The organism is Micromonospora sp. NPDC049900, from assembly GCF_044461025.1.
Taxonomy (GTDB): Bacteria; Actinomycetota; Actinomycetes; order Mycobacteriales; family Micromonosporaceae; genus Micromonospora.
In genome coordinates this window covers 174,994-187,390 of sequence record NZ_JBITKM010000011.1, presented here as the reverse complement: position 1 = coordinate 187,390, position 12,397 = coordinate 174,994, and the positions used below count along the sequence as shown (strand labels likewise).

Here is a 12,397-nt window from a genome sequence, read left to right as displayed (position 1 = left end):
GGTGTCCGGAGTCCTCGCCGCCACACTCGCCATCGCCGGTGTCCTGGTCGCCGCCCCCGGCGCACAGGCCGCGACGGCGAACTTCGCCAAGGTCCAGGAGTGGGGCGGCGGCTACGAGGCCCGCTTCACCGTCCGCAACGACACCGCCACCACCATCACCAGTTGGCGGGTCGACTTCGACCTGCCGGCCGGGTCCACCCTCGGCAGCTACTGGGACGCCCTACTGACCAGCAGCGGCAACCGGCACAGCTTCACCAACCGCACCTGGAACGGCACCCTGGCCGCCGGCGCGTCGACCACCTTCGGTTTCATCGTCTCCGGCAGCGGCACGCCGACCAACTGCACCGTCAACGGCGGCTCCTGCGGCGGTGGCAGCGCCGACACCCAGGCGCCCAGCGTGCCCGGCAACCTCCGGGTCACCGGCACCAGCACGTCGAGCGTGGCACTGGCCTGGAACGCCGCGACCGACAACGTCGGGGTCACCGGCTACGACGTCTACCGGGGCGGCACGCTGGCCACCAGCGTCGTCGGCACCACCGCCACCGTCGGCGGCCTGAGCGCCGCCACCTCGTACACCTTCTCGGTGCGGGCCCGCGACGCCGCCGGCAACGTCTCGGCGGCGAGCACGACGGTCTCCGCGACCACCGCACCCGGTGCGGTGACCGGCACCCCCGCCTCGATCAACGGCCAACTGCGGGTCTGCGGCGTGCAGCTCTGCAACCGGTACGGCAGGCCGATCCAGTTGCGCGGCATGAGCACCCACGGCATCCAGTGGTACTCGCAGTGCGTCAACAACGCCTCGCTGGACGCCCTCGCCTACGACTGGAACGCCGACGTGCTGCGCATCTCCATGTACATCCAGGAGGGCGGCTACGAGACCGACCCGCGCGGCTTCACCGACCGGGTGCACGACTACATCGAACGGGCCACCGCGCGCGGCATGTACGCCATCGTCGACTGGCACATGCTCACCCCGGGCGACCCGAACCACAACCTGGCCCGGGCCCGCACCTTCTTCACCGAGATCGCCCAGCGCCACAAGGACAAGACCAACATCCTGTACGAGGTGGCCAACGAGCCGAACGGGGTGAGCTGGGCGTCGATCAAGAGCTACGCCGAGCAGATCATCCCGGTCATCCGGGCCCAGGACCCGGACGGCGTGGTGCTGGTCGGCACCCGTGCCTGGTCCTCGCTGGGCCTGTCCGAGGGCTCCTCGGAGACCGAGATCGTCAACAACCCGGTCAACGCCTCGAACATCATGTACACGTTCCACTTCTATGCCGCCTCGCACGGCACGACGTACCTGAACGCGTTGTCCCGCACCGCCGACCGGCTGCCGATCTTCGTCACCGAGTTCGGCACCCAGACCGCCTCCGGCGACGGGACGAACGACTTCACCCGCGCCCAGCAGTACCTGGACCTGATGGCCACCAAGAAGATCGGTTGGGTCAACTGGAACTTCTCCGACGACTTCCGCACCGGTGCCGTCTTCACCACCGGCACCTGCGGTGGCAGCTCGTACACCGGGACCGGTGTGCTCAAGCCCGCCGGGGTCTGGGTCCGCGACCGGATCCGCACCCCGGACAACTTCCCCACCGCTTAGCGACGGCGCGAGGGCGGGACGGCCCGACCGGGCTGCCCCGCCCTCGCGATCGCCTGCGGACAAGGAAGGGTCCCCTGCTATACACCAGGCGTTAGCAGGGGACCCTTCCTTACACACACGGTCAGCCGCCGACACCGGAGCGGGCAGCCGCCGACACGATCGGCCCGCGCTGGCCCGGCGCGAGCACCCCGGCCGTGACCAGCCGGTCCACCACCTCGTTGACGTGCCGCACGAACTCACCACGGCTCGGCCACGGCGCACCGTCCAGGATGTGGTCGTTGACCGTGCAGGTGCCGGCCAGCGCCCGGTTGGCCACCCGGCTGTCGACGCCACCGACCACCACGGTCGCCCGGGTGTCCGGACCCGTGCAGATCGGCATGGCGAGCGGCCCGCCGACCACCGGCAGCCGCAACCGCGACGCCGCAATGTCCACCCCGAGCACGGTGCCCGGGGCCGGTTGCAGGGTGAACTCCCGGTCGGTGGAGAAGACCATCAGGCCGATCCGGTAGCCCGCGGGCACGACCTGGTCGTCCGGTTGCAGCGGTACGGTCACCTCGACGAACTCCCCCGGCACGAGCGGCTCGCTGCGGGTCAGCGAGTGCCGGTTCTGCGGGTCGGCCCAGCCCCGGGTGATGATGCTGGTGGTGCTGCCCTGGGTGCTGGACGTGCACCCCGAGGCACTGGTCCAGGGCAGGCGTACCAGCGCCACCGACAGGTTGACCGCCGGTTTGCTCGACCTCATCCGCAGCGTCACGGTGGCGGTGCCCGACAGGTGCACCGGGGCGGTGAGTTCCGGCGTCACGTAGAGCAGCCGCTGGTCGGAGACGGTGGTGGCGAGGGCACCGGCGTTGCAGGCGGTGTCACCGGCGTCCACGAGTGATTCGACGCCGACGCCCGGCAACGCCAGCGAGGTCAGCCCGCCGCTGGTGTCGCCGCCGGGCGTGAACACCATGGTCACCGGCTGCGCGGCCGGGTTCGGATAGTCCGGGTACGGGGTGAGCGTGCTGGTCCCGGTCTCGTTGCGGACCACCCAGGCCCGCGCGTCGTCCTCCACACCGTTGGGCACGCCGTACAGGTAGCGGCTGAACCACCTGTTGCGCATCTCCAGCGGCGGCGCACCACCGTGTCCGCCCTGGTGGAAGTACATCTGCACGGGGATGCCCTGAGCCTTGAGCGCGTCGGTGATCCGCACGCTGTGCTCGGGCATCACGTTCCAGTCGTTGAAGGCGTGTGCCATCAGGGTCGCCGCGCGTACGCCGCCGACGGCGTGCAGGTAGTCGCGCCCGGCCCAGAAGTCGTTGTAGTCGCCGTCGCGGCGGTCCTGGAAGCGGTTCAGCTCGTTGACCCGGACCTGCTCGACGCAGTACGCCCGGCGGTCCGGGTAGCCACTGTGGACGTAGTCGAACAGGTAGTCGATGTCCTCGCCGACCCAGCCGCCCGGGTTCCGGACCAGGCCGTGCGAGCGGTAGTAGTGGTAGTACGAGGTGTTCGGCGCGATCGGGATGATCGCGTCGAGTCCGTCCACGCCGGTGGTGGCGGCGGCCAGCGGCAGCGTGCCGTTGTACGACGTACCGGTCATGCCGACCTTGCCGGTGGCCCAGCCGGTGGCGGCGACCTCCACGTCACCGTCGACGCTGGTGTAGCCCTTCGCCCGGCCGTTCAACCAGTCGACGATCGCTTTCGGCGCCAACGACTCGTTGCTGCCGCCGACGGTGGGGCAGCCCTGCGACAGGCCGGTGCCCGGCGAGTCGGAGTGCACCACGGCGAAGCCGCGCGGCACCCAGGTGGCGACCTCGCTGGTGGAGACCGCCGTCCGGGTGGCGCGGTGGGCGATGGCCGGCGGCGAGGTCCGGGCCGGTGGTTCCTCCCCCAGCTCGTGCCGGACGTTCCAGAAGTACTGCGCCTGGGTGGAGGCGGTGCCCGCGTAGTAGGGGCTGGTCTCGTAGACGACCGGCACCTTCAGCCCGTCGCCGGTCTGTCCCGGTCGGGTCACGTCCACGTGCATCCGGTCGCGTCGGCCGTCGCCGTCGGAGTCGAACTCCGTCTCCACCCACAACTGCTGGCGGATCCAGTCGGCGGAGTCGGCGAACTCCGGCACGATCTGGGCCTGGCCGTCGACGAAGACCGGCCCGACCTCCTCCGGAGCGGCGACCGCGGGTGTCGCGACCGCCAGGGACAGGACGAGTGCCGCCGTACAGGGCACCGCCACCAGGGCGGCGACCCGTCGGCGCCCGCTTCGTCGCACCATCGTGAGCCCCTTTCCGTTGCTCGTCCGGGCGGCCCGAACGAGCAACGGACGACCCGGCGCGGTCGGCGGCTCCGGCCGACTGTCGTCGACGGCACGCACCGACTCCATCCTTGGGTGAGCAGACGGTAACGGTCCGTGGAGAGTGGACGCTTGAGACACCTGACGGAACTCCGCACGCCCGAGTACGACGAAACGTCGACCCCACTCAGGGGTTGAGGTACGCCAGCACCGCGAGGACACGCCGGTTCTGGTCGTCGGAGGGCGGCATGTCGAGCTTGGTGAAGATGTTGTTGATGTGCTTGCTGACGGCCTTCTCGGTGATGTGCAGCTTCGCGGCGATCGCGGCGTTGGAGCGGCCCTCGGCCATCGCGCCGAGCACCTCCCGCTCCCGGACGGTGAGTCCCGCGAGAGGCTCCCGGCGGGCCAGTAGCCGGGAGATCACCTCGGGGTCCATCGCGGTTCCGCCCTGGGCGACCCGGCGGACCGCGTCGACGAACTCGCCGACGTGGGACACCCGGTCCTTGAGCAGGTAGCCCACGCCGCCGTGCGGGGTGCCGAGCAACTCCCGGGCGTACAACGGCTCGACGTGTTGGGACAGGACGAGGATCGGCAGCCCGGGGATGCGGGTACGGGCGGCGATCGCGGCCTGCAGGCCCTCGTCGGTGAACGTCGGCGGCAGCCGTACGTCCACCACCGCCACCTGAGGCCGGAGGCTGACCAGGGCGGGCAGCAGGGCGGGTCCGTTGTCGACGGCCGCGACGACGTCGAAGTCGAAGGCCCGCAGGATCCGGGTCAACCCGTCCCGGAGGAGTGCGTGGTCCTCGGCGATGACAACACGCACGGCAACTCCATGGTGACGACGGTGGGCCCACCGACCGGGCTCGACATGGTCATCGTGCCATCGAAGGCGGCCAGGCGGCGTTCGATGCCACGGAGGCCGGAACCGGCGCCCGGGTCGGCGCCGCCGGTCCCGTCGTCGGCGACCACCATGGTCAGCGTGTCGTCGACGTGCCGTAGGGACACCGACCCGGTCCGCGCCCGACTGTGCCGGACGAGGTTGGTCAGCGTCTCGGCCACGGCGAAGTAGGCGGCCGACTCGACCGGGGTGTCGAGGCGGCCGGGCAGGTCGACATCGACCGTGATCGGCACCGGCAGGCCCAGCGCCAACGCCCGCACCGCGCCGTCGAGCCCGCGTTCGGCCAGCACCGGCGGATGGATGCCGCGGACGAGGTGGCGCAGCTCGACCAGGGCGGTGCCGCTGGACTCCCGTGCCTCCGCGAGCATCTCGTGGGCCGCGCTCGGGTTCCGGTCGATCAGCTCGTCGGCCAGGCCGATCATCATCCCCAGCGAGACGAGGCGGGCCTGGATGCCGTCGTGCAGGTCACGCTCGATGCGACGCAGTTCGGCGGCCTGGGCGTCGACGGTGTCGGCCCGCGTGACGGTCAGTTCGGTGACCCGCAGTCGCAGCTCCGCGGCCCTGGTCGGGGCGAGCAGCAGCCGGGTGAAGTGCCCGTCGACGCGGCGCAGCCACGGCGCCAGCCAGAGCCCACCGGCGAGGACGGCGGCGCCCTGCGGGACACAGACCAGCCCTTCCGCGACGGTGTCGACGGACCAGACGAGGCCGTAGCCGTACCAGTCGGTGCCGAGCCAGATCCACACCGGCACCAGCGTCAGGCCCAGCACGCCGTAGAGCGGCACGGCCAGGGAGATCAGGCCGAGGGCGGTGGACACCACCGCGCCGGGCAGGAGCCAGGCGAGGTCGCGCCAGGTGGCCGGGTCCGTGACGATCCACCGGAACCGCCGCCACCCGCCGGGGACGCCGCGTGCCGGGGGCGAACGGTAGGGCCGGACCACCGGGACACCGGCGCGGGTGGCCAGCCGGCGTTCGAGATCCGCGCGGTGGCGGACCAGCGTCATCGTCCACGGCAGCAGCGCCATGCCGAGGAACGGCACCGGGACCAGGACCAGCGCCACCAGCGAGACGCCGAGCAGCACGAGGTTCGTCGCGGCCAGACCGACGGCGGCCAGACCGGCGAGCACGGCACGCAGGCCCTGCCACGCCCACGCGTACGCCCGCTCGTCGCCGTCGACCCGGTCCATCGTCACATTGTGCCTGCGTGTCAGGCGCTTCTCGGTGGTGCTAGCACCCCATGGTAGGGAGGGGGCAGAACTCCTGACGGAGGCGTCCCGCGTGCGGTCTGCTGGGACCATGACGACCACCACGACGCCACCGCGCCCGGCGAGCGGCAGCGACTTCGCCGTCCTGTCCCGCCGGATCACCGATGCCGGGTTGATGCGACGCCGACCCCTCTACTACGCCCTGAGGTTGGGTGTCGTCGGGCTCATGTTCGTCGGCGGCTGGACGGCCTTCTTCGCCCTCGGTTCGTCGTGGTGGCAGATGCTCACCGCGGTGTTCCTCGCCGTCACGTTCGCCCAGGTCGCCCTCGTGGCACACGATCTGGCACACCGCCAGGTGTTCCGCACCCGGCGTCCGAGTGCGTTCGCCGGGCTGGTGGCCGGCAACCTCGGCGTCGGGATGAGCTACGGCTGGTGGATGGAGAAGCACACCCGCCACCACAACAACCCCAACCACGACGAGCTCGACCCGGACGTGGCCCCGGAGGTGCTCGTCTGGACCGCGGAGTCGGCCGTCGGCCGGCGCGGGCTGCGCGGATTCGTCGTCCGGCACCAGGCCGTCCTGTTCTTCCCCCTGCTCACCCTGCTCGCCGTCAGCCTCAAGGTGTCCAGCGTCAGGGCGTTGCGGGACGGCACGGTGAAGCGACCCGGTGTGGAGGCCACTCTGCTGTTCCTGCACGCCGCCGGCTACCTCACGGCCCTGCTGGTCGTGCTCACCCCGCCGCAGGCCGTGGCGTTCCTGCTGCTGCACCAGGGGATCTTCGGCGTCTACCTCGGGATGACCTTCGCGCCCAACCACAAGGGGATGCCGCATCCGACCGGCTCCGAGGACTATCTGCGCAAGCAGGTGCTGACCTCGCGCAACGTCCACGGCAGCCGGTTGGTGGACGCGGCACTCGGTGGCCTGAACTACCAGATCGAGCACCACCTGTTCCCCGCCATGCCGACGCCCAACCTGCGCCGGGCCCAGCCGATCGTGCAGGCGTACTGCGCCGAGATCGGTGTCCGCTACGAGCAGACCGGCCTGGTCGACTCGTACCGGCAGGCGCTGCGGCACCTGCACGAGGTGGGTGCCCCCGCGCGGGCCGCGTACGCCTCCCGGTGACTGTCCGACGAAGGCGTAGGCGTCGGGAGGCCGGGTAGGCAGCGGGTTCGGAGATTCCCCGACCACCGGGCACTGCCCGCCGGGAGGAGAAATCATGTCTCAGGACTACCGCAAGAGCCCCGAGACGGTCTCGCGTCTGACGCCCGAGCAGTATCGGGTCACCCAGGAGGCGGCGACCGAAACGCCCTTCGCCAACGAGTACTGGGACAAGAAGGACCCCGGTCTCTATGTCGACGTGGTGTCCGGTGAGCCCCTGTTCGCCTCCGTCGACAAGTACGACAGCGGCACCGGTTGGCCCACGTTCAGCAGGCCGGTCGAGTCCGGGAACCTGGTCGAGATCCCGGACACCAGCCTCGGCGTGACCCGCACCGAGGTCCGGTCCGCGCACGGCGACAGCCACCTGGGCCACGTCTTCGACGACGGCCCGATCGAGACCGGCGGGCTGCGCTACTGCATGAACTCGGCCGCGCTGCGTTTCGTGCCCCGCGACGACCTGGAGCGCGAGGGCTACGGGGCGTACCTCGACCGGTTCGCCGCACGGCGCTGACCTTGTCCGAGGACTCCCGTCCACCCGCGGAAGCGGGAGAAGGAGGCAGAGATGGCCGTCAAGACCGAAGCCCGACCGCGTACCGCCCAGATCCGGCCGTTCACGGTCGAGATCCCGCAGGCGGAGCTGGACGACCTGCGTCGGCGCATCGCCGCCACGCGATGGCCGGAGCAGGAGACCGTCGCCGACCAGTCGCAGGGCGTGCCGCTCGCGACGATCCAGACCGTCGCCCGCTACTGGGAGCGGGAGTACGACTGGCGTGGCGTCGAGGCCCGTCTGAACAGCGTGCCGCAGTTCATGACCGAGATCGACGGGCTGGACATCCACTTCATCCACGTCCGCTCGAAGCACGAGGACGCGCTGCCGCTGATCATCACGCACGGCTGGCCCGGCTCGGTGATCGAGCAGCTCAAGGTCATCGGCCCGCTCACCGATCCCACCGCCCACGGCGGGAGCGCCGCCGACGCCTTCCACGTGGTGATCCCGTCGATGCCCGGGCACGGCTTCTCCGGCAAGCCGACCACGCCGGGCTGGGGTCCGGAGCACATCGCGAGCGCGTGGATCGAGCTGATGCGGCGTCTCGGGTACGACCGCTTCGTCGCCCAGGGCGGCGACTGGGGCGCGATCATCTCGGACCTGATGGGGGTGCAGGCCCCGCCCGAGCTGGCCGGGATCCACACCAACATGCCGGGCGCCGTACCGGCGGATCTGGACAGGTTGTTCCAGTCCGACATGAGCGGGGCGAACGACGCCCTGGGTTCGTTGCCGTCGACCCTCTCCGCCGAGGAACGGCGCGCCAGCGAGCAGCTCGACTTCGTGTGGAAGCACGTCGCGTACGCCCTGATGATGGGCACCCGGCCGCAGACCCTGACCGCGCTGGCGGACTCGCCGGTCGGGCTGGCCGCGTTCCTGCTCGACCACGACGCGCGCAGCCTGGACCTCATCTCGCGAGTCTTCGCGGGTGGGCCGGGCGGCCTCAGCCGGGACGACGTGCTGGACAACATCACGTTGTACTGGTTGACGAACACCGGCGTCTCGTCGTCCCGGCTCTACGCGGAGAACGCCCTGTCGTTCTTCGCCACCAAGGGCGTACGGGTGCCGGTGGCGGTGAGCGTCTTCCCGGACGAGTTGTACGAGGCGCCGCGGAGCTGGGTGGAGCAGGCGTACCCGAACCTCGTCTACTACCACCGGCTCGACCGGGGCGGGCACTTCGCCGCCTGGGAGCGACCGATGGCGTTCGCCGAGGAGTTGCGCGCCGGGTTCCGGCCGCTGCGCTGATCGACCGTCGTACCATCGCCGCGACCGGTGCCCTCGGGCGCCGGTCGCGCGCGTACGCCCGTCCGCCGCTCCCCGGTCGTCGCGTCAGTGGTCGGGGGTGGCGGTGCAGGGGTCGGACCCGGCGTCGGCGCGCAACCGCGTCACCGCCCGGGCGAGGAGTTCCTGCCGTCGGTGGTCCCGGCGCACGTGCACGACGATGCGACGCCGGACGACGGGACGGACCACCGGCCTCGCCACCGCCCCTTCGGGCAGCTCCACCACGGCCAGACGCGGCAGGAGCGTGACGCCGACGCCGGCCGCCACCAGGCGCAGCGCGGCCCGGTGGTCGTCCAGGCGGGCGGCGAACCGGGGAGTGAAACCGGCGGTCCGGCAGGCGCTGGAGATGATCTGCCCGATCGGGCTGTCGTAGATGTCGTGATCCACCCACGGCTCGGCCCCGAGGTCCCGCAACGCGATCTCGGGAGCCCCGGCGAGCGGATGCCCGACGGGCAGGACGGCGACGAGTTCCTCCACGGCGAGGTCGTGCCGCTGGTAGCCGTCGAGCCGGACCTCCACACCGCCCGCCGGCTCGGTACGGATGTCCAGGTCCGGCTGCCGGCGGCCCCGACCGTCGACCGGTTCGTTGAGGCTGATCTCGACGGTGAGGTTCGGTCGGTGCTGCCGAACGGTCTGCACCAGCCCCGGGATCCACCGTTCGGCGGCCGAGGCGAAGCAGGCGATCGCCAGATGTTCGCCCTGGCCGCCGCGCAGGTCGGCGACGACCCGTGCCAGGCGTTCGAAGTCGGCGACCAGCGTCTGTGCCTGGTCGGCGAGGTGCCGGGCGGCATCGGTGGCGACGATGCCCCGGCCCTGCTTCACGAAGAGGACCAGTCCGGTCTCCCGGGCCAGCTCCGTCATGTGCTGACTGATCGTGGCCGGGGCGTAGTTCAGGTTCCGGGCGGCCTGGTTGATCGATCCGGCGGCCAGGACCGCCCGCAGCACCACCAGGCGTCGAGGGTTGAGCATGAGTCGACCGTACGGCGACAACGAACGATCAGCGATCTTTGTCTGCTTGTCGCTCCCGGCGGGGCCGTCGCAGGATGACCGGCAGGGACCGGCTCCGCGGCCTGCGCGTACGAGAGGACCGCTGATGGACACGACGTTCTGGGACCAGGCGGACCGCCTGCTGATCCGCTACGGGGCCGGCTTCACCCCCCGGATCATCGAGCGCGCCCACGGCTCGTACGTCTTCGACCGCGAAGGTCGGGCGATCCTCGACTTCACCTCGGGCCAGATGAGCGCCATCCTCGGCCACGCGCACCCGGACATCGTCTCGACCGTCTCGACCGCCGTCGCGTCGCTGGACCACCTCTACAGCGGCATGCTCAGCCCGCCGCTGCTCGCCCTGGCCGAGCGCCTCGCCGCCACCCTGCCGCCCACGCTCGGCAAGACGCTGCTGCTCACCACCGGCGCCGAGGCGAACGAGGCGGCGATCAAGATGGCCAAGCTCCACACCGGCCGGTACGAGATCGTCTCGTTCGACCGGTCCTGGCACGGCATGACCCAGGGGGCGGCGTCGGCGACATTCTCCGCCGGACGACGCGGCTACGGTCCACCGATCCCGGGCAACCTCGCCCTGCCCACGCCGAACGCCTACCGGTCGCCGTTCCGGTCGGCCGACGGCACGTACGACTGGGAGGCGGAACTCGCGTACGGCTTCGCCCTGGTCGACCAGCAGTCCGCCGGAAGTCTCGCCGCCTGCCTGATCGAGCCGATCCTCTCCTCGGGCGGCATCATCGAGCTGCCACCCGGATACCTGCGCCGCCTACGGCAGATGTGCGACGAACGCGGGATGCTGCTCATCCTGGACGAGGCCCAGACCGGGCTCGGCCGCACCGGCACGATGTACGCCTTCGAGCGCGACGGGGTCGCACCCGACATCCTCACCCTGTCCAAGACCCTCGGTGCCGGGCTGCCGGTCGCCGCCGTGGTCACCAGCGCCGAGATCGAGCAGGTCTGCCACGACCGGGGTTTCCTCTTCTACACCACCCACGTCTCCGACCCACTGGCGGCGGCGGTCGCGCTGACCGTCCTCGACGTCATCGCGCGGGAGAAACTGGTCGAACGTGCCGCGCTGCTCGGCGAGCAGCTCACCGGTCGGCTCCAGGCGCTGCGCGACGCGCACGAGGTGGTCGGTGACGTGCGGGGCCGGGGCCTGCTCCAGGGCATCGAGTTGGTGACGGACAAGGTGAGCCGCACCCCGGCCGACGCCCTCGGTACCCGGGTCACCGCAGCCTGCCTCGACCGGGGGCTGCACATGAACATCGTCCAACTGCCGGGCATGGGCGGCATCTTCCGGATCGCCCCACCGCTCACGATCAGCGAGGACGACCTGCACGCCGGTCTGGACATCCTCGACGCCGCACTCACGGCGGCCCTACACGAACGGTGAGGCGCAGTGCTGTGCAAGCGGTCACAGCGGTGCAGCACGAGCGGTGAAGGCGCAGTCCTGTCCGCGATCCTGCACGAGCGGTGAGGACGCGGTCCTGTGCAAGCGCTCGCGTGACGCCGGCGTGAGCGGCGCGGCCACGCTCACGACAACCGTGACGCGAGCAGCCCGGCCACGCCCACGACAGCCGCGTGAACTGAAGCCTCACGGCAGCACCGCGCACCGACGGCAGGGCCACGGCGGGCTACCGAGCTGCGGGAGCAGGAAGGCCACGCTCACGGCGGTCCTCCGGGAACGGCAGGTCGCGCGACGACCGAGAAGCCGTCCACAGTGGCGGGATCGTCGGATGCGATCGCCGGACGCCGAGCACGGCGCGCGAGACGCCAAGCACGGCGCGAGACGCCGAGCGCAGCGCGCGAGACGCCGAACAAGGTGATGGGAAGCCTTCGCACTAGGCTTGTCGCCATGTCTGAGCCAACGCCCGGGCCGCGCAGGGTCGGCCAGCTGGTATGGGCCCCCGACGAGGTGACCGCCGGCATCGGAAGTCAGGTGCAACCGCAGGTCGGTCGAGGTCGGCGGGCGTTGCAGACCGGGCTGGCGGCCTTCCTCCTGACGTGGGTACCCACCCTCTTCATCCTCTTGGCGGCCACCTTCGCCGTACCGTCGTTGACCGACGACGCCGGTGCCGGTCGGGTCGCCCTCTGGGCGTTGCTGATCGCCGTGCTGTTCGCGGTCACGGCAGCGGTGAGCACGCTGTGGTCGAATCCTGACCGGGCCGGGGAGGAGCCCTCGGGTCTCGTCGTCGCGCTGCGGGTCGCACGCGGCGCAGTGCTGACCGGCGTGGGTGCGGGTGCGGTGCTGGCATGGCAAGGGCTGTCGGTACGGCAAGCCGTCACGCTGGCCGTGATCCTGGCGCTCATCCTGCGCGTCCTGCCGGTGGTCGCCGCGCGCACGCTGCAACGACGCCGCGGCCCTGAGCAAGAACCCCCCGCCGCCTCGACGCCCTGACCACCCGGTCGCCCCAGCACACCAGCCCACGAGCGAGCCCGCCG

General features: G+C 71.2%; 9 protein-coding genes and 1 pseudogene. 6 read left to right on the top strand and 4 right to left on the bottom strand.

Features of this window, described 5'->3' with window-relative positions; genetic code table 11:
- Window positions 1–85 precede the first annotated feature (85 nt).
- A pseudogene (locus ACIBMZ_RS22830) lies at window positions 86–1,603 on the top strand (cellulase family glycosylhydrolase); the annotation flags it as partial.
- A 121-nt stretch (window positions 1,604–1,724) separates the two neighbouring features.
- On the opposite strand, the gene ACIBMZ_RS22825 reads toward ACIBMZ_RS22830, so the two are convergent.
- From ACIBMZ_RS22825 to ACIBMZ_RS22815, 3 genes are all read right to left on the bottom strand, one after another.
- Window positions 1,725–3,851: a Xaa-Pro dipeptidyl-peptidase gene (locus ACIBMZ_RS22825; RefSeq protein WP_396696904.1), complete on the bottom strand. Its 2,127-nt coding sequence runs from the start codon at window positions 3,849–3,851 to the stop codon at window positions 1,725–1,727.
- 205 nt (window positions 3,852–4,056) lie between these two features.
- Entirely contained in the window at window positions 4,057–4,692 is a 636-nt protein-coding gene (locus ACIBMZ_RS22820; protein ID WP_396696902.1) for a LuxR C-terminal-related transcriptional regulator, read from the bottom strand.
- Window positions 4,644–5,951 carry a sensor histidine kinase gene (locus tag ACIBMZ_RS22815; protein ID WP_396696900.1) on the bottom strand — a complete coding sequence of 436 codons (1,308 nt, stop codon included), beginning with the start codon at window positions 5,949–5,951 and terminating at the stop codon, window positions 4,644–4,646. Before ACIBMZ_RS22815 ends, ACIBMZ_RS22820 begins: the two co-directional genes overlap by 49 nt.
- Before the next feature lie 109 nt (window positions 5,952–6,060).
- On the opposite strand from ACIBMZ_RS22815, the gene ACIBMZ_RS22810 reads away from it, so the two are divergent.
- The 3 genes from ACIBMZ_RS22810 to ACIBMZ_RS22800 all read left to right on the top strand — a co-directional run bounded on the left by ACIBMZ_RS22810 (window position 6,061) and on the right by ACIBMZ_RS22800 (window position 8,917).
- Window positions 6,061–7,092 carry a fatty acid desaturase family protein gene (locus ACIBMZ_RS22810; protein WP_396696898.1) on the top strand — a complete coding sequence of 344 codons (1,032 nt, stop codon included), beginning with the start codon at window positions 6,061–6,063 and terminating at the stop codon, window positions 7,090–7,092.
- A 94-nt stretch (window positions 7,093–7,186) separates the two neighbouring features.
- A complete protein-coding gene (msrB, locus tag ACIBMZ_RS22805) occupies window positions 7,187–7,639 on the top strand; it encodes a peptide-methionine (R)-S-oxide reductase MsrB (RefSeq protein WP_396696896.1) in 453 nt (150 codons plus the stop codon).
- A 51-nt stretch (window positions 7,640–7,690) separates the two neighbouring features.
- Window positions 7,691–8,917, top strand: a complete 1,227-nt coding sequence (locus ACIBMZ_RS22800; protein WP_396696894.1) for an epoxide hydrolase family protein — start codon at window positions 7,691–7,693, stop codon at window positions 8,915–8,917.
- A gap of 84 nt (window positions 8,918–9,001) precedes the next feature.
- Here the strand turns inward: ACIBMZ_RS22800 and ACIBMZ_RS22795 are convergent, their stop codons facing one another.
- Window positions 9,002–9,922 carry a LysR family transcriptional regulator gene (locus tag ACIBMZ_RS22795; RefSeq protein ID WP_396696892.1) on the bottom strand — a complete coding sequence of 307 codons (921 nt, stop codon included), beginning with the start codon at window positions 9,920–9,922 and terminating at the stop codon, window positions 9,002–9,004.
- Between the two features lie 124 nt (window positions 9,923–10,046).
- Between ACIBMZ_RS22795 and ACIBMZ_RS22790 the strand changes: the two genes are divergently transcribed.
- Both ACIBMZ_RS22790 and ACIBMZ_RS22785 read left to right on the top strand, forming a co-directional pair.
- Window positions 10,047–11,348, top strand: coding sequence for an aspartate aminotransferase family protein (locus ACIBMZ_RS22790; RefSeq protein WP_396696890.1), 1,302 nt, complete (start codon window positions 10,047–10,049; stop codon window positions 11,346–11,348).
- Between the two features lie 462 nt (window positions 11,349–11,810).
- Entirely contained in the window at window positions 11,811–12,353 is a 543-nt protein-coding gene (locus ACIBMZ_RS22785; RefSeq protein ID WP_396696889.1) for a hypothetical protein, read from the top strand.
- The last annotated feature ends 44 nt before the right edge of the window (window positions 12,354–12,397 follow it).